The 26,546-nt window shown below is 68.2% G+C and carries 22 protein-coding genes; 5 read left to right on the top strand and 17 right to left on the bottom strand.

Going from position 1 to position 26,546, the window contains the following annotated elements:
• Nucleotide 1 precedes the first annotated feature (1 nt).
• The 4 genes from V9K99_RS25035 to V9K99_RS25020 are packed head-to-tail and all read right to left on the bottom strand — an operon-like array spanning nt 2 to nt 4,949.
• Entirely contained in the window at nt 2-754 is a 753-nt protein-coding gene (locus V9K99_RS25035) for an OAM dimerization domain-containing protein (RefSeq protein WP_337004383.1), read from the bottom strand.
• Nucleotides 751-2,328, bottom strand: coding sequence for a lysine 5,6-aminomutase subunit alpha (locus V9K99_RS25030; RefSeq protein ID WP_337004381.1), 1,578 nt, complete (start codon nt 2,326-2,328; stop codon nt 751-753). The genes V9K99_RS25035 and V9K99_RS25030 overlap by 4 nt, the downstream gene beginning before the upstream one ends.
• The gene (locus V9K99_RS25025) at nt 2,316-3,902 is read right to left on the bottom strand and encodes an amidohydrolase (protein ID WP_337004379.1); all 1,587 of its coding nucleotides are present in this window, start codon (nt 3,900-3,902) and stop codon (nt 2,316-2,318) included. Before V9K99_RS25025 ends, V9K99_RS25030 begins: the two co-directional genes overlap by 13 nt.
• A gap of 3 nt (nt 3,903-3,905) precedes the next feature.
• Nucleotides 3,906-4,949 carry an L-erythro-3,5-diaminohexanoate dehydrogenase gene (locus V9K99_RS25020; protein WP_337004377.1) on the bottom strand — a complete coding sequence of 348 codons (1,044 nt, stop codon included), beginning with the start codon at nt 4,947-4,949 and terminating at the stop codon, nt 3,906-3,908.
• A 142-nt stretch (nt 4,950-5,091) separates the two neighbouring features.
• Between V9K99_RS25020 and V9K99_RS25015 the strand changes: the two genes are divergently transcribed.
• Nucleotides 5,092-6,570: a KamA family radical SAM protein gene (locus V9K99_RS25015; protein WP_442914733.1), complete on the top strand. Its 1,479-nt coding sequence runs from the start codon at nt 5,092-5,094 to the stop codon at nt 6,568-6,570.
• A 213-nt stretch (nt 6,571-6,783) separates the two neighbouring features.
• On the opposite strand, the gene V9K99_RS25010 is transcribed toward V9K99_RS25015, so the two are convergent.
• The 3 genes from V9K99_RS25010 to V9K99_RS25000 all read right to left on the bottom strand — a co-directional run bounded on the left by V9K99_RS25010 (nt 6,784) and on the right by V9K99_RS25000 (nt 9,242).
• Nucleotides 6,784-7,455 (bottom strand): HAD family hydrolase, encoded by a 672-nt coding sequence (locus tag V9K99_RS25010; protein ID WP_337004375.1) that lies wholly within the window; start codon nt 7,453-7,455, stop codon nt 6,784-6,786.
• A 118-nt stretch (nt 7,456-7,573) separates the two neighbouring features.
• Nucleotides 7,574-8,014 carry an Lrp/AsnC family transcriptional regulator gene (locus V9K99_RS25005; RefSeq protein ID WP_328999880.1) on the bottom strand — a complete coding sequence of 147 codons (441 nt, stop codon included), beginning with the start codon at nt 8,012-8,014 and terminating at the stop codon, nt 7,574-7,576.
• A 43-nt stretch (nt 8,015-8,057) separates the two neighbouring features.
• A complete protein-coding gene (locus tag V9K99_RS25000; RefSeq protein WP_337004372.1) occupies nt 8,058-9,242 on the bottom strand; it encodes an endonuclease/exonuclease/phosphatase family protein in 1,185 nt (394 codons plus the stop codon).
• A gap of 122 nt (nt 9,243-9,364) precedes the next feature.
• Between V9K99_RS25000 and V9K99_RS24995 the strand changes: the two genes are divergently transcribed.
• The gene (locus V9K99_RS24995; protein ID WP_337004918.1) at nt 9,365-10,285 is read left to right on the top strand and encodes a 5'-3' exonuclease; all 921 of its coding nucleotides are present in this window, start codon (nt 9,365-9,367) and stop codon (nt 10,283-10,285) included.
• Nucleotides 10,282-11,484 (top strand): M20 metallopeptidase family protein, encoded by a 1,203-nt coding sequence (locus V9K99_RS24990; protein ID WP_337004371.1) that lies wholly within the window; start codon nt 10,282-10,284, stop codon nt 11,482-11,484. The genes V9K99_RS24995 and V9K99_RS24990 overlap by 4 nt, the downstream gene beginning before the upstream one ends.
• Here V9K99_RS24990 and V9K99_RS24985 read toward each other — a convergent pair.
• The 4 genes from V9K99_RS24985 to V9K99_RS24970 are packed head-to-tail and all read right to left on the bottom strand — an operon-like array spanning nt 11,481 to nt 15,924.
• Nucleotides 11,481-12,668, bottom strand: a complete 1,188-nt coding sequence (locus V9K99_RS24985; protein ID WP_337004369.1) for an MFS transporter — start codon at nt 12,666-12,668, stop codon at nt 11,481-11,483. The two genes, V9K99_RS24990 and V9K99_RS24985, sit on opposite strands and share 4 nt — an antisense overlap.
• Nucleotides 12,668-13,249 carry a TetR/AcrR family transcriptional regulator gene (locus tag V9K99_RS24980; RefSeq protein WP_337004368.1) on the bottom strand — a complete coding sequence of 194 codons (582 nt, stop codon included), beginning with the start codon at nt 13,247-13,249 and terminating at the stop codon, nt 12,668-12,670. Before V9K99_RS24980 ends, V9K99_RS24985 begins: the two co-directional genes overlap by 1 nt.
• A gap of 40 nt (nt 13,250-13,289) precedes the next feature.
• A complete protein-coding gene (locus V9K99_RS24975) occupies nt 13,290-13,940 on the bottom strand; it encodes a response regulator transcription factor (protein ID WP_337004366.1) in 651 nt (216 codons plus the stop codon).
• Nucleotides 13,933-15,924 (bottom strand): sensor histidine kinase, encoded by a 1,992-nt coding sequence (locus tag V9K99_RS24970; protein ID WP_337004364.1) that lies wholly within the window; start codon nt 15,922-15,924, stop codon nt 13,933-13,935. The genes V9K99_RS24975 and V9K99_RS24970 overlap by 8 nt, the downstream gene beginning before the upstream one ends.
• Nucleotides 15,925-16,150: 226 nt before the next feature.
• Between V9K99_RS24970 and V9K99_RS24965 the strand changes: the two genes are divergently transcribed.
• Complete coding sequence (locus V9K99_RS24965; protein ID WP_337004362.1) at nt 16,151-16,813, top strand: hypothetical protein; 663 nt, start codon at nt 16,151-16,153, stop codon at nt 16,811-16,813.
• 34 nt (nt 16,814-16,847) lie between these two features.
• Here the strand turns inward: V9K99_RS24965 and V9K99_RS24960 are convergent, their stop codons facing one another.
• From V9K99_RS24960 to V9K99_RS24935, 6 genes are all read right to left on the bottom strand, one after another.
• Nucleotides 16,848-17,687 carry a nucleoside hydrolase gene (locus tag V9K99_RS24960; RefSeq protein ID WP_337004360.1) on the bottom strand — a complete coding sequence of 280 codons (840 nt, stop codon included), beginning with the start codon at nt 17,685-17,687 and terminating at the stop codon, nt 16,848-16,850.
• Between the two features lie 61 nt (nt 17,688-17,748).
• Nucleotides 17,749-19,101, bottom strand: a complete 1,353-nt coding sequence (locus V9K99_RS24955) for a hypothetical protein (protein WP_337323627.1) — start codon at nt 19,099-19,101, stop codon at nt 17,749-17,751.
• A gap of 95 nt (nt 19,102-19,196) precedes the next feature.
• Entirely contained in the window at nt 19,197-21,251 is a 2,055-nt protein-coding gene (locus V9K99_RS24950; protein ID WP_442914732.1) for an ABC transporter ATP-binding protein, read from the bottom strand.
• The gene (locus V9K99_RS24945) at nt 21,248-22,981 is read right to left on the bottom strand and encodes an ABC transporter ATP-binding protein (RefSeq protein WP_337004356.1); all 1,734 of its coding nucleotides are present in this window, start codon (nt 22,979-22,981) and stop codon (nt 21,248-21,250) included. The genes V9K99_RS24950 and V9K99_RS24945 overlap by 4 nt, the downstream gene beginning before the upstream one ends.
• A complete protein-coding gene (locus V9K99_RS24940) occupies nt 22,981-23,649 on the bottom strand; it encodes a TetR/AcrR family transcriptional regulator (RefSeq protein ID WP_337004353.1) in 669 nt (222 codons plus the stop codon). Before V9K99_RS24940 ends, V9K99_RS24945 begins: the two co-directional genes overlap by 1 nt.
• 41 nt (nt 23,650-23,690) lie before the next feature.
• Nucleotides 23,691-24,461: a TetR/AcrR family transcriptional regulator gene (locus V9K99_RS24935; protein ID WP_337004351.1), complete on the bottom strand. Its 771-nt coding sequence runs from the start codon at nt 24,459-24,461 to the stop codon at nt 23,691-23,693.
• 191 nt (nt 24,462-24,652) lie between these two features.
• On the opposite strand from V9K99_RS24935, the gene V9K99_RS24930 reads away from it, so the two are divergent.
• Complete coding sequence (locus tag V9K99_RS24930; protein ID WP_337004914.1) at nt 24,653-26,539, top strand: ABC transporter ATP-binding protein; 1,887 nt, start codon at nt 24,653-24,655, stop codon at nt 26,537-26,539.
• Nucleotides 26,540-26,546 lie beyond the last annotated feature (7 nt).

Below are 26,546 nucleotides of genomic sequence, written 5' to 3'. Positions count from 1 at the left end.
TTCACGCAGTCTTTCTGTGCGGGGTTCGCTTGGTCACGAGTGCGTCGACCAGGTAGCTGGCCACCTCGCCAGGTGTGGTGCCGCGGCCGAACACCCGGTCCACGCCGAGCTCGCCGGCCATCTGCTCGGTGAAACGGGGGCCACCGGCAACCAACACGGGCCGCGCGTCCTCGGCGTACGCCTCCCGGAACGCGGCCGACATCTCTTTGGTGTTCAGCACGTGCGCCTCCCGCTGGGTGACCACCTGCGACACCAGGATCGCGTCCGCCTTCTCCGCCTTGGCCCGCCGGACCAGCTCCGGTACGGCGACCTGGGCGCCGAGGTTCACCACCTTCAGCTCGCGGTAGTACTCCAGGCCCTTCTCCCCCGCGAACCCCTTGATGTTCATGATCGCGTCGATTCCGACCGTGTGCGCGTCGGTGCCGATACACGCACCGACGATGGTCAGCCGGCGGCGCAGGGTCTTGCGGATCGCGAGGTTGACCTCCTTCGGCGACAGCAGCGGGTAGTCGCGCTCGATCACCTCGACCTTGCTTGTGTCGACGAGGTGGTTCACCGGTCCGTAGACCACGAAGAAGGTGAAGTCGGGTCCCACCGCCTTGGCGTGCACGACCAGCGCCGGGTCCATGCCCATCTTGTTCGCCAGTTGAACGGCGGCCCCCTCGGCCCGCTTGTCGTGCGGAACCGGCAGCGTGAACGACAGCTGCACCATCCCGTCCCCAGTCGTATCGCCGTACGGCCTGACGATGCTCACTGACCCTCCTCCAACAACTCGATCGCCGGGTTGTAGTACTCCGACGAACGCCGCGCCACGCCCTCGAGGCCGCGGCCGGCGTCCTGGGGGCGCTTCATCAGGCCGAAGGTGCCGTCGCCGATCGCGTTCAGCAGACCGTCGTCGACGATCTCCTCCAGCAGCTCGACCGACTCGGCGAGCACCTGGCGAGCACGGGAAGCGATGAAGCCGTTCGGTTCCGGCCGGAAGTCCTCATGAAGGTTGCCGGCGGCACCCATCACGTAGCGGACGTTCTGCAGAGCCAGGTCGCGGTCGGAGATCCACGGCGTCACCACCGCCTCGGTCATCATGCCGACCAGCAGGATGCCCTGCCCGGTCATCGCGCCGACCAGGTTGAAGAACCCGTCCAGCAGGTAGCCGCGGAACACGTCGCCGGTCATGTGCCGAGTCGGCGGCATCCACTTCAGCGGAGCGTCCGGGAACAACTGCCGGGCCAGCATCGCGTGCGCGAGTTCGAGCCGGAACGAGTCGGGCAGATCCGGGTTGATCTCGAACGCGTGCCCGAGGCCGAGCTGCCAGTCCTCGAGTCCGGCCTCCTTGGCGAAGTACTCGTTCAGCAGCTGCGACACCGTCACCGTGTGCGCGGCCTCGACCGCGTCCGCGGTGGTCAGGTAGTTGTCCTCGCCGGTGTTGATGATGATCCCGGCGCGGGCGTGGATCTGCCGGCTGAACCGCTGGTCGACGAAGGTGCGGATCGGGTTGATGTCGCGGAAGAGGATCCCGTACATCGAGTCGTTCAGCATCATGTCCAGCCGTTCGAGCCCGGCCAGCGTCGCGATCTCCGGCATGCACAGCCCGGACGCGTAGTTCGTCAACCGGACGTAGCGCCCCAGCTCGCGCGACGACTCGTCCAGAGCCGCCCGCATCAAGCGGAAGTTCTCTTGCGTCGCGTACGTCCCGGCGAACCCTTCCCGGGTCGCGCCCTCCGGCACGTAGTCGAGCAGCGACTGACCGGTCGACCGAATCACCGCGATGATGTCCGCGCCCTCGCGCGCGGCCGCCTGGGCCTGCGGGATGTCCTCGTAGATGTCGCCGGTGGCAACGATCAGGTAGATCCACGGCCGCTGCTCCGGGTCACCGTGCCGCTTGATCAACCGGTCCCGCTCCCGCCGTCGCGCGTCGATCCGCTTCATCCCGGCGGCAGCCGCCTTCCGCGACGCGGCCCGAGCCCGTACGGCGTCCCGCCCCTCAGGCAGCCGGAACGTCACCGACCCAGAGGCAGCCTTCTGCGCGAGAACACTCAGATCCTCGGCCTCGCCACGCACCAATGCATCCCACACGGGCAACGCGAAGCCGTGCTCCAGCCCGACATCCGCCCGGACCGTGTCCGCGAGCCGGTTCACCCACGGAATGCCCTCGGTGTCCGCGCCGGTCAGTCCGGCCAACCGCAGTACCGCTCGCTCGACCGACACCGTCGTGTGCTGCCGAGCCAGATTCACGATCGGCCGGCCTGCCTTCCGCGCCAGACTCCGCGCCTTGCGCACGGTGACCGGATCGAGGTCGAGCTTCTTCACCGCACGCGTCACTGCGACCATCCTTCGACTTCATAAATCACGCGGCCACCGACGGCGGTCCGCTGACAGGTAGGCACTGCACTCGAGCTGAGGTCCGGCAGCACAGGCACGCCGGCGCGCGGGTCCGTCGACCAGGCCGCGACCCGCGAGTCCGGCGTCTGTACGACGAGGTCCGCATCGGTCTGCCAGATCGCGTACGTCGCCGCCGTACCAGGAGCGAGGACGCCGGCATCGTCGATCCCGGCTGCGCGCCAACCACCGCGTGTGTGCGCCTGGAACGCGGCCCGCACCGTGATCCGCTCCCCCTGCTGGTGATGGAACGCGGCCGCCCGCACGGCCTCCCAGCCGCCGAGCTCGGTGACCGGCGAGTCCGAGCCGAACGCCAGTACGACGCCTGCACGGGCCAGCGAGCCGAACGGGTTCATGCCCTGCCACCGGTCGCCGACACGCTCGGCGTACATGCCATCCGGGCCACCCCAAAGTGCGTCGAACATCGGCTGGACGCTAGCAACGACACCACAGCGGGCGAGCGTCGCGATCGCCTCGTCGTTCGGCATCTCCACGTGCTCGAGCCGGTGCCGCGCTGCCACGAGCGCCTGGACGCCGACCTTCTCAGCAGCCAGCTCGAAACCGCGGGCGATGTTGTCGAGCGCCTGATCGCCGATGCAGTGAAAGCCGGCCTGCACGCTCCGCTCGGTGCACGTGATCACGTGCTCAGCGATCTCCTCGGGCGTGAGGTACGCGTGACCGCGGTGGTCCGCGCAATCGGCGTACGCCTCGCGCAAAGCCGCCGTACGCGATCCCAAGGCGCCGTCCGCGTTCAGGTCACCGGCGAGGCCGGCCAAGCCGTAGGTGTCGACGTGCTCGAAGACACCCGGCTGACCCCAGTACAACGTGGCCGACAAGCCCATCGAGTCCGCCACCTCGCGGACGATCGGCAGCTCCCACAACGGCCCGATGTGCGGTGCCGCCATCTCGTGGAACGCGCCGATCCCCTTCGAGGCCATCGCCTGCAGCGCGGCTTTCACATCGGTACGACGCTGGTCCGGCCCGATCAGCTCGCTCAGGGCGTCACGCACGGCGTGGTGCGCACCCCGCTCCACCCGACCACTCGAGTCGTAGCCGTCACCTCGAGCCGCCGTCACCAGAGCCGACGAGATCACTCCCGAGTGCCCGTCGATCCGGGACAGGTACACCCGGCGCCCACCAGCAGCGCGATCGAGCTCCTCCGCGGTCGGCGGGCGACCCTCCGGCCATTTGGTCTCGTCCCAACCGGCACCGTCGATCACCGCGTCGGCCGGAAGCTGCGCCGCGAAGGCCGAGAGCTTGTCGAGCGCCTCGGTGAGCGAGGTCGTGCCAGCGAGGTCGAGGCCGGTCAGCAGCGCGCCGGTCTGCGCGGTGTGGACGTGGGCGTCGACGAAGGCCGGCGTGACCAGCTTGCCGCCGAGGTCGATCACCTCGTCCGCGCCATCGGCGTACGACGAGGCGCCGGTGTCGTCACCGAGCCAGGTGACCACACCGTCGTCGAACGCGATCGCGGTCGCGTGCGGGTCGGCGGGAGAGTAGACGGAACCGTTCGTCAGAAGTGTGCGCACGGCTCAATCCTCCGCCAGCCTGCTCTCGAACAGTCCGCGGACACCCGCCTCGTTCCGCAACAGCTCCATCGCATAGTCGGCATGGCCGGGCACATACCCGTTCCCGACCAGCATGGTCACGTCCGCAGCGAGCCCCTCAGCACCGAGCGCGGCGGCCGAGAACGACGTCGCCATCGAGAAGAAGATCACCGTGCCGCCAGCAGCCGTCGCGAGTACGGCGCCGTGCTCGCACCCCGGTACGTCGACGCACACAACGGTGATGTCCGCCGGTCCCCCGGCCCGCTCGACCGCCTCGGCCAGAGCCACCGGATCACGGGCGTCGGCCAACGCAACCGTGTCAGCCAGGCCAGCGGCCTCGAGCCGGTCCGCTTCGGCCTGCACAGGCACGATCCCGATGGTCCGGGCCGCACCGGCATGCCGAGCTGCGGCCAGGGACAGCGACCCGCTTTTACCTGCGCCGCCAATTACTGACACGACAGGTTTTGTGCCTTTGTCGACATACTGGCGGACCACACGGGCGGTCAGCGCGGGTGCGCCGCACACGTCCATGACGGCCAGCGACAGCTCCGGCTTCAGGTCGTCGGGAAGCTTCGCCACGATCGAGCGGGCGAACAGAATCGCGTGCCCCTGCGCCGGCACCTGCTCACTCTTGCCGTCCCAGTCGGCCAAGCCGTCGGTGATCCGCAGCGGCGTGAGCGTGAGTGAGACCAGGGTCGCGACGCGGTCGCCCGGTACGACGCCGAGCGGCGACTCCGGGCCGACCTCCTCGACCACACCGACGAGCATGCCACCGGAGCCGGTGACCGGGTTCTGCATCTTGCCGCGGGCCTCGACGATGTCGAGTACCGCCTGGCGGATCGCCGTACCGTCGCCGCCGTGCGCCTCGGCGAGCTGGCGGTAGGACGCGGCGTCCAGATTCAGCCGCTCGACCGCGATACGGACCTCGTCCGGCCAGATCTCCGGACGCGGATCCAGCCTCTCCGCCGCCTGCGGCAACACGCCGGACGGGGTGATCACGCGGTGCAGTCCTACCGGGCTCGACGACACGGGGCCTCCTTGAGGGGTCAGGCAAAATACTACTCAAACCGGCGTATGACGAGAATTCTTCCGGCGTACTGTTGGATCTGAGGGAAGTTCTATCGCTATCCTCACATGAGACCGCATCATCCCTGAAGCTCCGGAGGACTACGTGACCGACCTGATCAGCCAGGCTGGCCGGATTGACGATGGCGCCGTACCGGAGCCGGGTGACGGCCAGCCGTACGCGTACCAGCGAGCCGAGTTGGTTGAGCCGGACTGGACCCGGATCCCCGGCTGGCAGGACGTCACGGCCGAGGAGTGGCGGTCGGCGCAGTGGCAGCGCGCGCACTGCGTGAAGAACGTGAAGCAGTTGCGCGACGTGATGGGCGACCTGCTCGAGGAGCGGTTCTACGAGGACCTCACCCGGGACCAGGCCGAGCGGGCGACGATGTCGATGCTGCTGCCGCCGCAGATGCTGAACACGATCGTCCCGAACGGCGCCCCGGACTACACCGAGGCGTTCTACGCGGACCCGGTCCGCCGCTACATGCTGCCGGTGTTCACCGACCGGCGGACCGACTGGCCGTCGCACCCGCACGCGACTCGGGACTCGTTGCATGAGCACGAGATGTGGGCCACGGAGGGGTTGACCCACCGCTACCCGACGAAGGTGCTGGCGGAGGTCCTGCCAACCTGTCCGCAGTACTGCGGTCACTGCACCCGGATGGACCTGGTCGGCAACTCGACCCCGGTGATCGACAAGCTGAAGTTCGTGGCCAAGCCGCAGACCCGGCTCGACGACATGCTCGACTACCTGCGCCGTACGCCGGGAGTCCGCGACGTCGTCGTGTCGGGTGGCGATGTGGCGAACATGCCGTGGCCGCGGCTGGAGGCGTTCCTCACTCATCTGCTGGAGATCGAGAACATCCGCGACATCCGGCTGGCCACCAAGGCACTGATGGGGATGCCGCAGCACTGGCTGTCGGACGACGTACGCGCCGGGGTCGAGCGGGTGGCGACGATCGCACGGCAGCGGGGCGTGATGGTCGCGATGCACACGCATGTGAACGCGGCCCAGTCGGTGACGCCGTTGGTGGCCGAGGCTACGAAGGCGATGTTCGAGGCCGGTCTGCGTGATGTCCGCAACCAGGGCGTGCTGATGCGCGGCGTGAACGACTCGGTCCCGCAACTGCTCGATCTGTGCTTCGCGCTGCTCGATGGCGCGACCATCACGCCGTACTACTTCTACATGTGCGACATGATCCCGTTCTCCGAGCACTGGCGGGTCTCGGTGCGTGACGCACAACACCTCCAGCACGGCATCCTCGGGTACCTCCCCGGCTTCGCGACCCCACGCATCGTCTGCGACGTCCCGTACGTCGGCAAGCGGTGGGTGCACCAGTTGTCCGAGTACGACGAGGTTCGCGGCATCTCGTACTGGAAGAAGAACTACCGGACCGGGATCGAGCAGCAGGACCCGGAAGCGCTCAACCGGACCTACGAGTACTACGACCCGATCGACACCCTCCCGGCCGAAGGCCAGCAGTGGTGGAAGCAGCACGCCGGCGACCATCTCGCCGAAGCGGAGAAGCGCGCGGCCGCGTCCCGTGCGACCGCCGAGTCGCAGAAGTTGCTGCAGATCAACTAACCCCAATCCCGTCTTCGGTGCCGCCAATGCAGGGGGCGGCACCGGAGGCGTTGATACTTGGTGCAATCCGCGACCGCACCCGCTCCGGTGCCCTGGGCAACCGCTAACATCGCGCCTGGTCAATCGTCCGGCCCGCCTGGGCAGGCCGCGATCTCGGGAGTTCGTGTGCGGGTCGTCCGCTCGATGCCCCGGCCGCGGATCGGTCCTGAGGGGTCAGGTAGGTGCGCCGATCAGGTTGGGGAGGTCGGTGAAAGAGGTGACCGTGGGGCCGGTCCAGGTGGGGTCGCTGTTGGAGTGTTCGGTGGTGCGGATGGCGTACATGCCGAGCGCGGCGGCCGCGGGGAGCTCCCCGTCGTTGCCGTCGCCGATGTAGACGCATTCGGAGGGCGCGACGCCGAGGGCGTTGCAGGCGGCCAGGTAGATCTCGGGCTGCGGCTTGGCGGCGCCGACCTCGGCGGAGAAGGCGGTCGTCTCGAAGTGCGGCGGGAGCGGGCTGTCACGCCATTGGAGCTGGGTCTCCGAGGTGATGTTGCTGACCAGGCCAATCCGCCAGCCGGCCGACCGCAGCTCGGCCAAGGCGCTCAGCGTCCCGGCCGGCGCGGCGTTGAGGAGCCGGCGGGACAGTTTTCGCCGCAGCTTTGTTGCCTCGTGCACCTGTTCGTCCGTCGGGTCGACACCGGTGCGCTGGGCGATCACACGCAGCGTGCTCGGCAGGTCGCCGTACGCGCCGACGAACCGCTCGTACGAGGTCGCCGCGAACTCCCGCGTGAACGCGTCGACCTCGACCCCCAGCACCTTGGCCATCAACTGGTTGACCACATCCCGCTCGGCATCACCACCGGGCACCAGAGTGCTGAACAGATCAACCAACAAGGCTCGGCGCACTCAGCCGACCCTATCCGGTGCCGAAGGACAGGAGGTGTTCGATCCCGCGCGCCGAACTGACCCGATCGTGAGCGTGCTGGGTGGCGCCGCCCGCCGACACCTCCTGTCCTTCGGTCCCCTACAACGCCGGTGGACGGCGCTCGTACGGGGTGCTGAGGACGATCGTGGTTGTGGTGGAGACGTTGGCGCGGGCGCGGATGACGGCCAGGAGGTTCTCGAGGGCGGCCGGGGAGGCGACCCGGACGACCAGGATGTAGCTGGAGTCGCCGGCGACCGAGTAGCAGGATTCGATCTCGCGAACCTCGCGGAGACGTTCGGGCGAGTCGTCCGGCTGGGAGGGGTCGATCGGCCGGATCGAGATGAGTGCGGTGAGCGGCAGGTCGAGGGCGGTGTGGTCGACCGTCGCCGCGTAGCCCTGGATGATCCCGCGCTGCTCCAGCCGCTTGACCCGCTGGTGCACCGCCGACGTGGACAGGCCGGTCGCCTTGCCCAGGTCGGTGAAACTCATCCGGCCATCGGACGCCAGCAGCCCAACGATCTTTCGGTCCAGGTCCTCCACCTTGGAGACCTTACTGGAGCGAGGCGTCCGCCCGCACGCGTTCTCACCGCGAGAGCGTCAGCACCACTCCGGCGTGATCCGACGGCCACAGCCCGGTGACCGGGTCCTTGGCCGCGCTGGTGGCTCCGGTGACATCCCCGGCGATGACCCGGACCTGCTCGCCGGGTGCCGGGCGGGCGAGGATCAGGTCGATCCGGTGGTCGAAGGACGGCGGCGCCGGCTCGTCGACGGTCTCGTTGAGCCCGGACGTCCACCCCCGCTCAGCCGGTCGCCAGGTCAGCCACAGATCGGTGAACCCGCCGGGTCCGGTGATGAAGTTGTACGGCCCGTTGTGGGGTGTCCGGAGCGGATCGGTCGGCTTCACGGTGCTGTTCAGAGGGTCGGAGTTGCAGTCGCAGCCGATGATCGTCGTCAGGCCGCGATCGCCCGCCGGGCCGGTCAGCAACTCGACCGCCTGGGCCAGCGCCAAGTCAGAACTGAACGCCTCGAGATGGGTGTTCACGAACCGGAACGGCCGACCCGATCCGTGCGCGACGTCGACCCAGTTGAAGCCACGGACGAACGAGGCCGGCAGTCCCGCCACATTGAGCACAAGTCTCGCGTCGTACTGTCCACTGCCCGAGTCGAGGACCCGCAGGTTGCTGCTGGCCCGGAGCAGGATGACGTCACGGATGGTGAGTCGCACGTCGCGGCCCTGAGTCGCCGTACCTGTGAACGGGTTGCCGACGAACGCGGGTGCCTCCACATCGGATTCCTGCTGTACGACGACAGCCTTGTACGGAACGCCCGCCCGGCGGAGGTCCTGGAGCAGGATCGCCAGGAAGTCGTAGTCGACCGTGGTGGCGTTGAGCGCCCCCGGGCTGCCCGCACCCGGCAACTCGAGCGGCCCGTGCCGCCACAACGCGACCTCTTGGACGCCGATCAGGTCCGGCTTCGTCCCTGCGATCTCCGCCGCGAGCAACTCGCTGCGGCGGGGGAAGTTCGTCTGGTCGACGATGGCTCGGGTGACGTGGTTCGCGTTGCCGAGCGCGACGAACGCCGCGGCGCCGGTCAGCCCGGCGGTGGCTCGGATCGGCCGCTGGATGTCCGCACCCAGGTAGATGTTGCGGGTCATCACGCTGACCGGCTTGTCCGGCTCGGCCGCGGCCGGGGCGGCGTGCAGTGGAATGGCAAGCAGTGTCAACGCTGCCGCGAGGCCAGTCAATCTGGACGCCAACGACCTGTGCATACGATCCCTCCCCGGACGACGCTGACCTGATCCTTGGTCCGTCGCGCCCGTCTGGCAAGGGTTCGCGGTCTGTCGGACGGCTGTGAAAGCATCTGCCCATGGCTGACACACCGCAGCGGCTGATGCTGCTGGACACCGCGTCGCTGTACTTCCGTGCGTTCTTCGGGGTGCCGGACACGATGAAGGCCGCCGACGGTACGCCGACCAACGCGGTCCGCGGCTTACTCGACTTCATCGCCCGGCTGGCCGAGAACCACCGGCCGACCCATCTGGTCGCCTGCTGGGACGACAACTGGCGGCCGTCCTGGCGGGTCGCGCTGATCCCGTCGTACAAGGCGCAGCGGGTCGAGTTCGTCACGCCCAAGGGTGAGCAGGTCGAGGACGTGCCGGACCGGCTCGAGGTCCAGGTGCCGTACATCCGCGCCTGCCTGGAGGCCCTCGGCATCGCGGTCGTCGGCGCACCGGACCACGAGGCGGACGACGTCATCGGCACGCTGTCCCACCAGGCCACGATGCCGGTGGACGTGGTCACCGGTGACCGCGACCTGTTCCAGCTGATCGACGACAGCCGCGGCATCCGCGTCATCTACACCGCCGCGCGTGGCGTCGGCCGGGCCGACGTGTACGACGAGAAGGCGCTGCTCGCGAAGTACGAGATCCCCGCCAACCGGTACGCCGACTTCGCCACGCTCCGCGGTGACGCCTCCGACGGCCTGCCCGGTGTGAAGGGGGTCGGCGAGAAGACGGCCGCCTCACTCGTCACGGCGTACGGCGATCTGGACGCGATCCGGAAGGCGGCGGCCGACCCGAGTACGCCGATGGCGGCCTCGGTGAAACGGAAGATCCTGGAGGCGGCCGACTACCTCGACGTCGCACCGAAGGTCGTCGCGGTCGCCAAGGACGCGCCGGTCGGCTCGTTCGACGCGACCATCCCGCACGAGGTCAAGGACCCCGAACGCTGGCTGGATCTGGTCGAGCTGCTCGAGCTGGGCGGCAGCGCTCAGCGGGTGATGGCCGCCCTCAACCTGGGACCGAAGGCATGAGCAGGACTGTCGAGCTCGCCGCGCAGTTCGGCGACGAGATCATCGCGCTGCGGCGTGCGCTGCACCAGGTCCCGGAGTACGACCTGGAGCTGCCCAAGACCCAGGGCCTGATCCTCGACGCGCTGGAGGGTCTGCCGCTGGAGATCACCCTCGGCAAGGAGCTGTCTTCGGTCACCGCCGTACTGCGCGGTGGTCGCGGACCGGGTCCCGTCGTCCTGCTGCGTGGCGACATGGACGCGCTGCCGGTGACCGAGCGGACCGACGTACCGTACGTGTCCCAGCACACCGGCATGATGCATGCCTGCGGCCACGATCTCCACGTCGCCGGACTCGTCGGCGCGGCCAGGATCCTGAGCTCGCTGCGGGCCGAGCTGGCCGGTGATGTGGTGTTCATGTTCCAGCCTGGTGAAGAGACCAGCGGCGGGGCCCCGATCATGATCCGCGAGGGTGTCCTCGACGCCGCCGGCCGCCGGGCGGACGCCGCCTACGGTCTGCACGTCGGGTCGGCCGGCCAGCCGTTGGGGATGTGGAGCAGCAGGCCCGGCTCGTTCATGGCCGCGGCCGACCAGTTGCACGTGCGTGTCGTCGGATCCGGGACGCACGGAGCGACGCCGTACCGCGGCAAGGACCCGATCCCGGTGCTCTGCGAGATCGTCGGGGCGTTGCAGACCATGGTGACGCGGCAGTTCGACGTGTTCGACCCGGTCGTCCTCACGGTCGGGCGGATCGCGGGTGGGACAAAGGAGAACATCATCCCGGACGACGCGTTCTTCGATGCGACCGTCCGAACGTTCTCCGCCGAGGCTCGCGTCAAGATCCAGCAGGCGTCGACGCAACTGGTCGAGGCCCTGGCGTCCGCGCACGGCCTCACTGCCGAGGTGGACTACCGCCTCGGCTACCCGGTGACGGTCAACGATGCGGCGGAGTACGAGTTCGCCCGGAACACGATCGTCGACCTCTTCGGCCCCGACCGGTTCCGCGAACGCCCCAATCCGAGGTGCGGCGCCGAGGACATGTCGTACGTCCTGGAGGAGGTCTCCGGCGTCTACCTCAACCTCAGCGCCTGCCGCTCCGCCGACCCGGACGCCGCCCCCGACAACCACTCCCCCTTGGCCGACTTCGACGACTCCATCCTCCCCGACGCCGCCGCCCTCCTCGCCGAACTAGCCATCCGCCGCCTCACCCGCGATCCCGCCTAAGCCGGTACGGCGGTTCGATCGCGGCGCCACGCGACGAGGCTGAGCCCGATGCCGACGGCTGTGGTGAGGGCGGCGGCCAGGTAGATCGTGCGGAGACCCGGGCCGGCGATCACGCGGCCGCCGAGCCAGCCGGCGAACGCGGCCGCGAGCTGGTACGCCGATGCGTTCACGGCGATCGCCAAGGTCGGAGCCGCCGAGGCTGTGGCCATGACGCGGGTCTGCATCCCGGGGATCACGGAGAACCCGACGGCTCCGGCCGCGAAGACGAGCACCGCCGTGATCGCCGTACCGGTCGACGCCCAGAGCGCCAGGAGAATCGCGACCAGGATCGCCAGGGCGACGAGCTGTGACGGGAGCAGGGCGCTGTCGGCCAGCCAGCCGCCGGCGAGGTTGCCGAGGGCCGCGCCGACGCCGTACACGAGGAGCATCGGCGCGACCGACAAGCCGACGTCGGTCAGCAGCGGCGCCAAGTACGTGAACACCATCAGCAGCCCCAGGTTGGCAACCGCGGTCACCACGATCGCCCCCTGCACCTCCCGCCCCCGCAACACGGCGAGCTCTCCGAGCGCGCTGGCATGAGCGGTCGTCGAGTCGTGGATTTCGGCTCGCGACGCGCCGCGGCGGGCAGCAGAGATCCACGACTCGCCGGGGACGAGGCGTGTGACCAGGAGGAGGCCGGCGGTGCAGCAGAGGGTGATGGCGACGAAGGTGGCGCGCCAGCCGAGGGTGTCGCCGATCCACGTGCCCAGCGGGGCGCCCAGGATCATCGCCAGGTTCATGCCGAAGGCAAGCTTCGCGACCGTGGAGGCCTGCTTCCTCGGTGGCGCAGCGGAGACCGCGATCACGATCGCGTTGGCGAAGAAGGTGGCGGTGACGAGGGCGGTCACGATCCGGGCAGCGAACAGGACGCCGTACCCAGGAGCGAGGGCGGAGATCAGGTTGCCGGCGATCGCGACCAGCAGAAGCGCGAGCACCAGGGGCTTGCGCGGGCGGCCGGCGGTGATTGCGGTGAGCAACGGTCCGCCGATGATCATGCCGAGCGCGTACGCCGTCACCAGCAGGCCGGCCGCCGGGATCGACACCTCGAGATCGGCCGCGACACCGGGCAGGATGCCGGCCAGCACGAACTCGCCTGTGGTGACCCCGAAGACGCAGACCATCAACGCCGCAAGAGTGCCACGCATCAGAGCGCCGCGATGGTGCCGTCGACGACGTCCAGCAGCGCCTGCCGATCGTCGGTGACCTTCGCCAGCACGCGGAGCCCGTAGTACGCGCTCTGGAACATCCGGGCGACCTGAAGCGGCGGTCGATCGGACGAGAGTTCGCCCGTGCTCTGGCCCTGCGCGATCAACGCAGTCAACGCTGCCGAGAGATCCTCGAATTGCCGGTGGACCAGGCCGGCGACCTCTCCCGTCCGTCCGCTCGCCTCGGACGCCGCGTTCAGCGCGAGACAACCACGCCGCCCCGAATCCTTGAGGTCGACCTCGATCATGCTGAGCATCAGGTTTCGCAGTCGCTCCCGGACCGATCCATCCGTCGGCTCCAGCTCCGCCAACTGCTGCGCCGCGCGGGTGGCGGCGTACCGCTTGATCGTCTCCTCGTACAGCGCGTGCTTGCTGCCGTAGGCGTTGTAGAGACTCCCCCGGCCCAGCCCGGTGCGCTCGCACAGGTCCTGGGTGGTGGACGCCTCGTACCCCTTCTCCCAGAACAGCTCCATGGCTGCATCGAGGACGGCACTGTCGTCGAACTCCCGCGGTCTGGCCACGACCGCACGTTAACCCATTCTGTATCGTACGGTCAAAAACCTACCGACCGAGTCCGGCATCGCGGGCCCGGATGATGGCTTCGGCGCGATCTGCGACGTGCAGCTTGGCGAAGATGTTCGAAACGTTGTTCCGCACCGTCTTCGGGGACAGGAAGAGCTCGGACGCGATCTGCGCGTTCGACCGGCCGGCCGCGACCAGGGCCAGGATCTCGTGCTCCCGCGCGGTGAGCTGCGGAAACGGACTACCGGCTGCGGCGACCGGGGTGGCGGAGAAGAACTCGGCCACCCGCCGCGCGATCGCCGGCCCGAAGATCGCCTCGCCCTGCGCGACCGCGGTGATCGCCCGCACGATCTCGGCCTGGTTCGCGCCCTTCAGCAGATACCCACGCGCCCCGGCCCGCATCGCGGCGAACAAGGTCTGGTCCTCCTCGGCCATCGTGAGTACGACGACGCCGATGTGCGGACTGTCCGCGGTGATCGCCCGGGTCGCCTCGATCCCGTCCAGTCGAGGCATCTGCACATCCATCACCACGACATCCGGCTGCAACTCCCGCGCCCCGTCCACCGCCTCCACCCCGTCGGCCGCCGTACCGACGACTTCGACGCCGTCCAGAGAGCCAAGCAACGCGGCCAGCCCATCGCGATACACGGGATGGTCGTCGGCCAGCAGCACCCGCACGGGCTCACCCATGAACAACCTCCGGTACGGCGCCCAGCGGCAACGTCACGCGTACGACGGTCCCACCGCTCGCTGGACACGTAACACTGCAAACTCCCCCGAGCTCGGCGGCCCGTTCCCGCACCGACAGCATCCCCACGCCCGCCGTCACCTCCTCGTCGATCCCGATCCCGTCATCGCTCACCGACAACTCCAACGCCGTCCCATCCACCCGCAGCGTGATGTCACACCGGCTGGCCTCAGCGTGCCGGGCGACATTCGTGAGCGCCTCGGACGCGATCCGGTACGCCGCCACCTCGACGCCAGCCGGCAGCGGCCCGAGCGTGTCCGCGTCCACCGACACGGACAACCCACCGAGCCGGAACCGCTCCGCCTGCTGCTCGATCGCCCGAACCAATCCGAGCTCGTCCAATGCAGGTGGACGCAGATCATGAACCAGTCTGCGTACGTCGGCCAGCGCGGCAGCCACCTCGGTCGTGGCCTGCTCAAGCATCCGATCCGACTCGGCCGGAGCGGAGGTCGCCAGGTTCCGGGCGGTCTCGATCCGCAGCGCGACCGCACCGAGGCTCGGGCCCAGGCTGTCATGCAGGTCCCGCCGGATCCGCCGCCGCTCCTCCTCGCGCGCGGCGACCAGCCGACTCCGGCCCTGCTGCAGCTCAGCGCTCAGCTCACTGGCCCGCGCCGCCGCGGCAGCCTGCCTGACCAGGTCGCCCAACAATCGTTGGTCCCGCTCGGACAACGCCGTCCCGCGACCCGAGCAGAACACCAGCCGGCCGACTGACTCGCCGCGGTAGCCGACTGGCAGCGCGTGCGTCGGACCCGACTCCCGTCCGTGCTCCACGATCGCCAGCCGACCGCCGGGCCGCTCGATCTCGACCCGCACGTACGGCAGCCGGAACGCCTCGGCCAGCGTGCGAGCGACCGCTCGGAGCTGCTCGTCCGGGTCGGCGGCCGACTCGAGTCGCTCGGCGAGAGTGGACATCGTCGCGTACGGGTCATCCCGGGAGCCGCGGACGAGACGTCGTACCCATTGCCAGAGCCTGGTCCGGAGCGGGGCGTAGACCACAGCCACGACGGCGATCGCGACCAGCGCGGCATCACGCTCGCCGAGGACACCGCCGGCGATCGCGAACACGGCCAGGTCGACGCCGACCACGAGGACCGCGAGGACGCCGTACAGGAAGGTGGCCGAGAGCAACCGATCCACGTCGTACAGGCGGTGCTTGGTGACGGCGACGACGATCGCGGCCGAGGTGAGTGCAATGGCCAGACCGAACAGAATGGCCGGGACCGCGGGCGGGTTCTCGAACGGGACGATCAGCACGACCATGTCGATCAGCGCGGCCCACATCAGCCAGCGAATCTGCGCCCGCCGCTCCCGCGACGCTGCCCGATAGCGATGCACAGTGACGGCGAACGGTACGACGAGGCTGACGATGACTGCCGTGTAGGCGACGCGGAGTAGCGGCTCCCAGACGCCGTACGACAGGTCGATGCTGAACGGATCCAGCGACAGCCGGGTGATCTCAGGCGGCAGCGCTGCGTTGTGGTAGCGCTGCATCACGTCGATCGGCGTGAACAGAAGCAGGAGTGGGAGCAGCACGGTCAATGCAAGGCTGACAATCGACAGCCAGCGCCACAGCCTCGCGGTGGCCAGCCTCCCGTCCGGGAACAGCAGGATCAGCAGCGGCAACCCGAGCAGCAGGAACGCGCCGAAGCGGGAGTAGAACCAGTACGCCGCCGACGCGCCGGGCAGCCCTGGAGAGGTGTAGATCGCGTACGTCGCCCAGCTCGAGGCGAACCCGTCGAGCACCCACAACAGCCCGGATCCGGTCAGGATCCATGCGATCGGGTGACGTGGGAGACGGTGCAGGAGCAGCAGGCCCGGTATCAGTTGGGCGAGCCCTGGCAGGGAGGCGCTCCAGCCCTCGTCCAGCTCGGCCGCGGGTGGGATATCGGTGCCGTTGCGGACGTCGAGGACCACGGTCGCAGCCACCAGCAGGAGCGCGGCTGCCCCGAGTACAGCCGGCCCCCAACCCCTCCTTGTGTCCTCCCCCACCGCTGCATTGTCACCCAGAGTGTGTCCCGCCGTCGCGGGTCAACTGTCCCGTCCCCAGTCGGGACACAGCTCAGGACCACGGCACCTGCCACCCGGGTCACCCAGCCAGGAGAGTTCTGGCCAGGAGGTACGCCATGTACCCCAGGGGAGGAAAGGAAGCACCATGACGGAGACACCAGCCCGCGCCAGAACCGACATCCAGTACGGCGGAACGACAGTGGGCTCGCGGGACGACACACGGCACGGTGCCGGTGTGGACCTGCGGACGGTCCGGCGGTTGGGGATCGGGCTGACGGCCGGGACCCTGGCGTGGGCGTCGAGCATCTTCGCGTTCAGCACGGTGAACGAGGGGACACCGGAGCGGATCGGCGACCTCACCGGCCTCGCGTTCCAGCTGGGCCTGTTCTGCCTGCTGGCAGTCCAGTTCAAGACTCGTGCGACCGGGCTCACCCGGCCGGCTGTCGTACTGCTCAAGGTGGAGGCCGTGGTGCTGGCGCTGGCGAGCGTCTGGTCGCTGCTGCACGGGGTGCTCCCGGCGAGTGTGCAGGACGCGACCTGGCTGCTCGTGCTCGACATCTGCTGGCCATTGTCGATGATCGGGATGATGGTGATCGGGATCAAACTGGCCATCACCGGCCGGTGGCGCGGTCTGCTGCGCTGGTGGCCGCTGGTCGCGGAGAGCTGGGTGTTCGTGACGATCCCGGCGATGATCGTGTTCGGTGACGCCGCATCACGGTGGGTCGGCGGCGGCCACCTGCTGATCGGGTACGCGACCCTCGGCGTCCTGCTCGCCCTCCGCCCACAACTCGTCGTACCCCAGAACTGAAGCAAGGGGCGCCATCCACAACGGATGGCGCCCTTCACGTGGAGCTGGAATCGAGCCAGGACATGAAGGCGCTGTAATCGGCGCTCATCGACATGACGATCTCTGTGCCTTGATCGCTACGGCTCATGCGCGCGATGGAGTCGAGAACGACACGCTCCCGGGCGAACCGGATACCTGGCCACAGCATTGCGGCCGCAAGCGTGAGGCCGTCGTGTTGCATCGTGCCGGGATAGCGTTCCATCCAGCGATCACAATGGATTCGGAGGACTCTCGCCCACGGCGGTGCGTCCGGCTCCGCCCATCTCTTGTAGATCGATGAGTCGGCCGTGATCTCCATCGCCTGATTGAAGGTGACGTCAGAGACGACCAGAGTGGGAAGCCACGGCTCCAGGACGGGGAGCATCCGGATCGCCGCCTCTGGATCCACCCGGAAGTTGTGCTCGGCACGCGAGGGATCCCGGTACACGATCGCGCCGCCCATCTGCGTCACGACCATTCTCGCGACAAGGTCAGGCCGCGCCGAGTGCAGTGTCAACAGGTTCGACAACGGACCCATGCCCACCCAACGGACTCGGCCCGAGGTCGACGCACACACGTCCGCAATCGCCGAGACGAGGTCGGTCTCCTGCTTCGGCACCTCGGCCGGAAACAAACCGTCGACACAGTAGAGCCGGCTGTTCCCGAGATCCGAGCCGGCAACCACCCGCACGTCCTGCCGCCCGACGAGGTCGAGCAGATACCGCACAAACCGAGCCCGCTCACCGCCGTACTCGTCACTCGTGATCACCAGCGCCAACTCCGGCACATTCCGCGCCGCAACCGCCACCGCCACGGTGTCGTCGGGATCGCCCCCGATATCGGTATCGATGATCATGGGCGCACGTGTGATCGGCGCTCGGCCCACCGCCGGCGGCGGCCCGGCCGAAGTCAGCGAGTCAGCAACCTCGCCGAACTCCTCGTGACTCTCGCCCAGTCCAACGAGCGCCAACCAGTCGCTGGTCGCCTCCTCTTCCCGCCGCCCGCCACCCATCCATACCTCCGCCTACTTGTGTTGAGCTGAGAACATTCTGTACGAACACCCTCTTGTCGTCGTCGCTGCCACAACGGTCATAGGCAGCCCAGATCGGAGCGCTGTCGCTCGCAGGCACCCGTGCTTTCTCCAGCGTTCGTTGGAGGAGCTCCGCGTGTTGCTTGTCAGTCCTGTGGACGAAGGAGTCGAGAAACTCCTTGAGCCGGGGATCGGTCTCGCCGCCACCGATCCATGCTCGAATCTCGGCGCGGAATCGCCGGGCACCGACCTCCAGGTGTGAGCGATAGTCCCCGCCTGAGTCCCGTAGCGATGCTGCGTGCTGTGCGCGATCCGCGACCGCAAGGAGATTCACTACCTTCACACCTTCGCGTACCCGCAGCTGCCGAAGCCGCGGTGAGACGCGCCCTTGGCTCAGGCCCACGAGCAGGGCCGGCTCGTTGCGCTGACCGGTCTGCGCCGGACCGTCGGCGCCAATCCGCACCGGACTCGTCATCGGACCGTCGAGCAACTCCTCGACACTGTTGATCGCGAGCTGATGCGCGAAGGTTCTCGACTCCTCGGCAGGTAAGGCATAGAACGGTCGGCCTTGCCGCGACTCGGAGGCGGCAAGATGAACCTCGTACCCCTTCTTGCTGCCTGGATGGGGATCGTGAGGTGATTCGCCGAGGAACGCGTACCTTCCCGTGAAGGCCGTTTCCGGGTATACCGCCGCGAGAAGTTCCTGCACGGTGCCCTTGAAGCTGGTGTCGAAGACCGTGACTCGGCTCTGCGGTCGGCCGACCGGCACCTGGTGCGCCTGCAGATAGTCGCTGAGGACCCGGAATCCACCGATCGTATCCGCGGGATCGACCCGGGGCGCCACGCGCCGATAGCCGTGGACCTGGGGGAACTCCAGGCCCTGGTGGTTCTCCAGATCCTGGAGCGCGTTCTCGACAAGTGCCCTGGACAAGACGAGGTTCGAGACGTGCCGCCGGACAAACTGGCGGTCGAGCCTGGCCATCGCGATCGCGAGGCTGTGTCCGTCACGTCCGAGTGCCACGACGCGGCTGGTACGGCGCGAGCCGACATCAGCACGTAGGTCGGCGAGCATGTCGTCGGCGACTCTGATCATCAGCGGCGCCGGAAACTCATACGCGACGAGGTAGGCGTCGTGCAGTGTCTGGATGTCGCGGTCGTCGGCGATCCCCAGCCTCGTGGCGACTCGGCGCGCGGCCTCGGCACCCCGCCTACGGGCGGTCTGATCGGGTTCGGGCGGCATGCGTCAAGTAGCTCATATTCGACGACGACGCATCGGGAGTTATCCACAGGGGACCGTCGGGGGAAGGGGACGCCCGGGTGGGCGTCCCCTTTCTGTCAGGCGCGGGCAGCGGGGGCTCCGGCTGGGGTGGTGATGGCTGCTGCTTCTTCGTCGATGTCTACTACGGCGCCGCTGAACTGTGCGTTGTAGAGGCGGGCGTAGGCGCCGTTGGCTGCGAGCAGTTGCTGGTGGTTGCCCTGTTCGACGATCGAGCCGTTCTCCATGACCAGGATCAGGTCTGCGTCGCGGATCGTGGAGAGGCGGTGGGCGATGACGAAGCTGGTCCGGTCGGAGCGCAGGGCGGCCATCGCGCGTTGCACCAGGACCTCGGTGCGGGTGTCGACCGAGCTGGTCGCCTCGTCCAGGATGAGCAGCTGGGGATCGGCCAGGAAGGCTCGGGCGATGGTCAGCAGCTGCTTCTCGCCGGCGCTGACGTTGCTGCCCTCCTCGTCGATCACCGTGTCGTACCCGTCCGGCAGGCTGTGGACGAAGCGGTCCACGTACGTCGCCTTGGCCGCGGCGAGCATGTCCTCCTCGGTCGCACCGAGGTTGCCGTACAGGATGTTGTCCCGGATCGTGCCGCCGAACAGCCAGGTGTCCTGCAGCACCATCCCGATCCGCGACCGCAGGTCGTGCCGGGTCAGCTCGGTGATGTCGACGCCGTCGAGGGTGATCCGGCCGCCGTTCAGCTCGTAGAACCGCATCACCAGGTTGACCAGCGTGGTCTTGCCGGCGCCGGTCGGACCGACGATCGCGACCGTCTGACCGGGTTCGGCGACCAGGCTCAGGTCGGTGATCAGCGGCTTGTCCGGGTCGTACGAGAACGACACGTGCTCGAACTCGACCCGCCCGCGGGCGTCCGTCACCTTCTCCGGTGTCGCGTCGTCCGGCACCTGCTCCTTGGCGTCCAGCACCTCGAACACCCGCTCGGCCGAGGCCACGCCGGACTGCAGCAGGTTCGCCATCGAGGCGACCTGGGTGAGCGGCTGGGTGAACTGGCGCGAGTACTGGATGAACGCCTGGACGTCACCGAGCGACATCGTGCCGGAGGCGACCCGCAGACCGCCGACCACCGCGATCACCACGTAGTTGACGTTCCCGATGAACATCATCAGCGGCATGATCAGGCCGGAGATGAACTGCGCCCCGAACGCGGCCTGGTACAGCTCCTCGTTCTTCTTGGCGAAGTCCGCCTCGATCTCCTTCTGCCGGCCGAACACCTTCACCAGCTCGTGCCCGGTGAACGCTTCCTCGATCTGGCCGTTCAGTGCACCGGTATGACGCCATTGCGCGACGAACCGGGCCTGCGACCGTTTGGCGATCACCGCGGTCACCACCATCGAGATCGGGATGGTGACGAGGGCGATCAGCGCCAGCAGCGGCGAGACGACGAACATCATCGTGATCACGCCGATCACCGTCAGCAGCGAGGTGAGCAACTGGCTCAGGGTCTGCTGCAGGCTGGTCGAGATGTTGTCGATGTCGTTGGTCACCCGGCTCAGCAGCTCACCGCGCGGTGCGCCGTCGAAGTAGCTCAGCGGCAGCCGGTTGAGCTTGTCCTCCACCTCGGACCGCAGATCGAAGATGGTCTGCTGGACGATGCCGTTCAGGATGTAACCCTGCATCCAGGACAGCAGGAACGCACCGGCGTACAGGCCCAGGACCAGGAGCAGGACGTTGCGCAGGGCATCGAAGTCGATGCCGACGCCCGGGATCAGGTCGATCCCCTGCAGCAGGTCGGCGAGCCGGCCGTTGCCGGAGGCTCGGGTCTGCTCGATCACCTGCTCCTTGCTCAGGCCGCTGGGCAGCCGCTTGCCGATCGCGCCGGCGAAGATGATGTCGGTCGCCTTACCGAGGATCTTCGGACCGAGGACCGACAGTCCGACGCTGAAGATCGCGAGCAGGATGACACCGGACACCTGCACCCGGTGCGGGCGCAGCCGGCGGAGCAGCCGCTTGGCGGACGGGACGAAGTTCATCGACTTGTCCCCCGGGATCCCACCGGGCGGCCCGAACGCCCGGCCGGTGGTCGGCCGCTCGGTCGCCTTCACGGTCGCCGGCCCCTGGCCCTCACCGTCGGAAGCGGCGGGCGATTCCTTGACGTCAGTCATGCCGCCTCCTCCGCGGAACGCTGGGACTCGACGATTTCGACGTACGTCGGGCAACTGTCGAGCAACTCCTGATGGGTGCCCTTGCCGACGATCGCGCCGTCCTCGATCACCACGATCTGGTGAGCGTCGACGATGGTCGACACCCGCTGCGCGACGATCACCACACATGCGTCCGCCGTCACCGGTCGCAACGCCGCCCGGAGCCGGGCGTCAGTGGACAGGTCGAGTGCCGAGAACGAGTCGTCGAACAGGTAGATCTCCGGCTTGCGGACCAGCGCCCGGGCGATCGCGAGCCGTTGCCGCTGACCGCCGGACACATTGGTACCGCCCTGAGCGATCGGCGAGTTCAGCCCCTCCGGCATCGCCTCGACGAAGTCCTTGCCTTGGGCAATCTCGAGCGCCTCCCACAGTTCGTCGTCGGTCGCATCCGGGTTGCCGTACCGCAGGTTGCTGGCGATCGTTCCGGAGAACAGGTACGGGCGTTGTGGCACCAGGCCGATGCGTTCCCACAGGGCCTCGGGCTCGATCTCCCGGACGTCGATCCCGTCGACGAGCACCCGGCCCGCGGTCGCGTCGAACAACCGGGGAACCAGCGACAGCAGAGTCGTCTTGCCGGCGCCGGTGCTGCCGATGATCGCCGTGGTCTGGCCCGGCGACGCGACGAAGCTGATGTCCCGCAGGACCGGCTCGGCCGCACCCGGGTACTGGAACGACGCGTTCTCGAACACGAGTTGACCGCGACCGGTGAAGGTCCGGATCGGGGTGACCGGCGGCCGGACCGAGGACTCGGTGTCGAGCACCTCGGAGATCCGGTCCGCGCAGACCGAGGCCCGCGGCACCATGATCATCACGAACGTCGCCATCATCACCGAGAACAGGATCTGGATCAGGTAGCTGAGGAAGGCGGTCAGCGCGCCGACCTCCATCGTCCCGTTCTCCACCCGGGACGCGCCGAACCACAGCACCGCCACGCTGGACAGGTTCAGGATCAGCATCACGACCGGGAAGACCAGCGCCATCAGCCGGCCGGCCCGGACCGCGGTGTCGGTCAGGTTCTGGTTGGCCTCGCCGAAGCGCTCCACCTCGTGCGGTTCGCGGACGAAGGCCCGGACCACCCGGATCCCGGTGATCTGCTCGCGCAGCACCCGGTTCACCCCGTCGATGTTCTTCTGCATCTTGCGGAACTGCGGGACCATCCGGCTGGCGATGGCGCCGATCGATGCCGCCAGCAACGGTACGGCGACGGCCACCAGCCAGGACAGGCCTACGTCCTCGCGGACCGCCATCACCACACCGCCAACCATCGTGATCGGTGCGGCCACCAGCATCGTGCAGGTGGTGACCACCAGCATCTGGATCTGGGTGACGTCGTTGGTGCTGCGGGAGATCAGCGTCGGTGCGCCGAACTGGTTCACCTCACGGGCGGAGAACTCCCCGACCCGGTGGAAGACCGCGGCCCGGACGTCGCGGCCGAACAGCGCGGCCGTCTTGGCACCGAAGTAGACGGCGACGACTGTGCAGAGGATCTGGGCCAGGCTGACGCCGAGCATCCAGCCGCCGGTTTCCATGATGTAGCCGGTGTCGCCCTTGGCCACGCCGTTGTCGATGATGTCGGCGTTCAGGCTGGGCAGGTAGAGGGAGGCGATCGTCCCGATCAACTGCAGGACGACCACCAGAGACAGGTTTCCCGCGTACGGCCGCAAATGCGTACGCAAGATCTTCAGTAGCATCAGACATCCCCAGAGTCGTTGGTGCGAGGACCGTCGAGGGCGAACTCGGCGATCTGCTCGGCGGTCGGTTGCTGACCTGTGTCGTGCTGGCGGACACCGTCGAAGGCGAAGTCGACGATCTCCTCGGCGGTCAGCACCTGGCCGCCGGAAATCATTGGGTGGGTGGCCGAGAAGGTGATCATCCCGATCCGGCGGACGACCTCCTCGGGCGAGAAGCGCAACTGGTCGGCGTCCGGCCGGAGCAGGTCCGCGAAGGCGAGATTGGCCAGATCGGACTGCCGCTTGCGGTGCGCTTCGTCCATCGGTGTGGACTTCAGTTCGGGCGGTCGGCGCATCCGCAGCGCGAACATCAGCTTGAAGACGCCCTTGAGCCGCTTCTGGCCGATGTCGACCGCGGCGATCGTCCGCTCCCGCAACGGCAGCGAACGGTCGACATGCTCGAGCGCCCGGATCAGCTCGGTGGCGTCGAAGGCAGTGGCCAGGGCCGCGTCGACCAGAGCGTCCTTGCTGCCGAAGGCGCGGAAGATGGTGCCCTCGGCGATCCCGGCCGCCTCGGCGATCTGCTTGGTGCTCACCTCGTTGCCGAACTCCTCCAGCAACGGCAGGGCGGCCTTGACGATGGCCGCGCGTCGTTCGTCGGGAGGTAGTGGGGTCGCTCGTGGAGTCACGGATCGAGATTAACTGAGTGAGTACTCACTCACAACTGGGTTTACGGTTTCGGTCTCGACCGTTTCTCCACCAGCGCGGATACGCCGTCCAGGACCCGTTCCAGACCGTATTCGAACGCATGATCGGAGTCGTACGGCGCGTCGAACTCATTCCCGACCGCCGTCCCGACCCGCGACGCGAGCGGGTAGTTCTTCGTGTCGCCGATCTGGTCCAGATGCGGGACGTGAGCCAGCCACCACTCCTTGTCGGTCATCCCCGACCGCTGGATCACCTGCCGCGCCTCCACAGCGGTGCGTACGGCTCCATGTACGTAGCCGTTCACCAAGGCGACGGTGTCGTCCATCTCGATGTCCGTCAGCCCGATGCCCTCGACGGCAGCCAGCTCGTACTCGTACTTCGCCATCACGTTCGGCCCGAGCGGCGGGCGGCTGATCGCGACCTGGAGCATCCACGGGTGGCGTAAGTACAGCTCACGGTTCTCCCGGGCGACCTCGTCGAGCTTGGCCCGCCAGTCGCCGTCCACCTCGCGTCGCGGCAATTCGCCGTACACGGTGTCGAGCATGACGTCGAGGAGCTCGGCCTTGCCGGGGAAATAGCGGTACAGCGTCATCGCGCCGGCGCCGAGCTCGTCGGCCACCCGGCGCATCGACATCCCGGCGATCCCCTCGGCATCGGCGATCCGCAGCGCGGCCTCGACGATCCCCTCGACCGTGAGCGCCGGCTTGGGCCCACGCGTCGGCTCCGGCCGCCGGCGCCACAGCAACTCCAGGCTCTTCGCGGGATCGCCGCTACCGCTGTACTCCTTATTCATGTGCGCGGTTCCCTCCGAGTGGCTACACTCGTTCGGTTACTTCGTACAGTGTACTCAGTTAGGTCGGGGTGGGATATGAGGTTGACCTCAAGGATTGTTGAGGTTCTACGGTCGGAAACTGTCGGTGATCTCAGCGATCATCGGTACTTCCTGAACAACCGAGCTGCCGGAGTCTCGCCGTGAGTATGGAAATGACCGCGTGGACGTCGATGTACCACGCGATGCACAGACAAGATGAGAAGCGGCCGTTCTCGAAAGCGACCCTGAAGCGCATCCTTGCCTTCGCGCGACCGCACCGGCGGGCGCTGATCGCATTCCTCGCGCTCAGCGTCGGCGCCGCGGTCCTCGCGGTCGCGACGCCGGTGCTCGCCGGGCGGGTGGTCGACGCGATCGTCGGCTCCAAACCGTTCAGCACGGTCTTGCAGCTCGCCGTACTGATCGCGGTGATCGCGGTCGCGGAAGCCGGGCTCGGGTTGCTCACCCGGTGGCTGTCGGCCGGGATCGGCGAGGGGCTGATCCTCGATCTGCGGACCGCGGTGTTCGACCACATCCAGCGGATGCCGATCGCCTTCTTCACCCGGACCCGGACCGGCGCGCTGGTCTCCCGGCTGAACAACGACGTCATCGGCGCGCAGCGAGCCTTCAGCGACACGCTGTCGGGCGTGGTCAGCAACTTGGTCATGCTGGCGCTGACCCTGGTCGTGATGCTGGGGGTTTCGTGGCAGATCACTCTGCTCGCGCTGGTGATCCTGCCGATCTTCGTCATCCCGGCGCGCCGGATCGGGAACCGGCTGGCCGCGCTGGAGCGAGAGGCGGCGGACTACAACGCGACCATGAGTACGCAGATGACCGAGCGGTTCTCAGCGCCGGGCGCGACGCTGGTGAAGCTGTTCGGCCGGCCGGCGCGTGAGTCGGCGGAGTTCGCGGTCCGGGCCCGGCGGGTGCGGGACATCGGCGTGCGGACGGCGATGGTGCAGTGGGTGTTCGTCACCTCGCTGACGCTCGTGTCGGCGCTTGCACTGGCTGTGGTCTACGGGCTGGGCGGGTTCTACGCGCTGCGCGACCAACTCGACGCGGGTGCCGTCGTCGCGATGGCGCTGCTGCTCACCCGGCTCTACTCACCGCTGACCGCGCTGGCCAGTGCGCGGCTCGAGGTGATGACGGCGCTGGTCAGCTTCGAGCGGGTCTTCGAGGTGCTGGATCTCGAGCCGCTGATCAAGGACAAGCCGGACGCGGGCAAGGTGCCGGCGGGTCCGGTGTCGGTCGAGTTCTCGCACGTGAGGTTCGCCTACCCGTCGGCGGACAAGGTCTCCCTGGCCTCGCTGGAGGAGGTCGCGAAACTCGACACCCGGGGTGGCGTCGAGGTGCTGCACGACGTCTCGTTCCGCGCCGAGCCGGGGCAGATGGTCGCGCTGGTCGGCTCGTCCGGGGCCGGCAAGTCGACGATCGCCCAGCTCATCCCCCGCCTGTACGACGTTGACTCGGGCTCGGTGAAGTTGGCCGGCGTCGACGTACGCGACGTCAGCGCGGAGTCGTTGCGGGACACGCTCGGCATGGTCACCCAGGACGGCCACCTCTTCCACGACAGCATCCGGGAGAACCTGCTGCTGGCTCGGCCGGAAGCGACCGAGGACGAGCTGTGGGACGCGCTGACACGGGCACGGCTGGGTGACTTGATCAGGTCGCTGCCGGATGAGCTGGACACGGTCGTCGGTGAGCGTGGCTATCGGTTGTCGGGTGGTGAGCGTCAGCGGCTGACGATCGCCCGGTTGCTGCTGGCTCAGCCGCGGGTGGTCATTCTCGACGAGGCGACTGCCGCGTTGGACTCGACCAATGAGGCTGCGGTCCAGGCTGCTCTGACTGAGGCTCTGGAGGGCCGTACGGCGGTTGTCATCGCGCACCGGCTCTCTACGATCCGGGCCGCCGACCAGATCCTCGTGATCGAGGCCGGGCAGATCGTCGAGCAGGGTACGCACACGGATCTGTTGGCCGCGGGTGGTCGCTACGAGGAGCTGTACCGGACCCAGTTCGACCAGCCGGGTGCTGGCCCGACCGACGCGGAGGTGCTCACGGTCTGAGGTGTGG

Origin of the sequence: Kribbella sp. CCNWLW201, assembly GCF_037203805.1 — a bacterium.
Lineage (GTDB): Bacteria > Actinomycetota > Actinomycetes > Propionibacteriales > Kribbellaceae > Kribbella.
This window is presented reverse-complemented; position numbering and strand designations above follow the sequence as displayed.

Coding starts and splice junctions, on each gene's coding strand:
- V9K99_RS25030 (WP_337004381.1), bottom strand. CDS start 2,328: ATGGTCGCAGTGACGCGTGCGGTGAAGAAGCTCGACCTCGATCCGGTC.
- V9K99_RS25000 (WP_337004372.1), bottom strand. CDS start 9,242: ATGCACAGGTCGTTGGCGTCCAGATTGACTGGCCTCGCGGCAGCGTTG.
- V9K99_RS24995 (WP_337004918.1), top strand. CDS start 9,365: ATGCTGCTGGACACCGCGTCGCTGTACTTCCGTGCGTTCTTCGGGGTG.
- V9K99_RS24990 (WP_337004371.1), top strand. CDS start 10,282: ATGAGCAGGACTGTCGAGCTCGCCGCGCAGTTCGGCGACGAGATCATC.
- V9K99_RS24985 (WP_337004369.1), bottom strand. CDS start 12,668: ATGCGTGGCACTCTTGCGGCGTTGATGGTCTGCGTCTTCGGGGTCACC.
- V9K99_RS24975 (WP_337004366.1), bottom strand. CDS start 13,940: ATGGGTGAGCCCGTGCGGGTGCTGCTGGCCGACGACCATCCCGTGTAT.
- V9K99_RS24965 (WP_337004362.1), top strand. CDS start 16,151: ATGACGGAGACACCAGCCCGCGCCAGAACCGACATCCAGTACGGCGGA.
- V9K99_RS24960 (WP_337004360.1), bottom strand. CDS start 17,687: ATGATCATCGATACCGATATCGGGGGCGATCCCGACGACACCGTGGCG.
- V9K99_RS24955 (WP_337323627.1), bottom strand. CDS start 19,101: ATGCCGCCCGAACCCGATCAGACCGCCCGTAGGCGGGGTGCCGAGGCC.
- V9K99_RS24950 (WP_442914732.1), bottom strand. CDS start 21,251: ATGACTGACGTCAAGGAATCGCCCGCCGCTTCCGACGGTGAGGGCCAG.
- V9K99_RS24945 (WP_337004356.1), bottom strand. CDS start 22,981: ATGCTACTGAAGATCTTGCGTACGCATTTGCGGCCGTACGCGGGAAAC.
- V9K99_RS24935 (WP_337004351.1), bottom strand. CDS start 24,461: ATGAATAAGGAGTACAGCGGTAGCGGCGATCCCGCGAAGAGCCTGGAG.
- V9K99_RS24930 (WP_337004914.1), top strand. CDS start 24,653: ATGACCGCGTGGACGTCGATGTACCACGCGATGCACAGACAAGATGAG.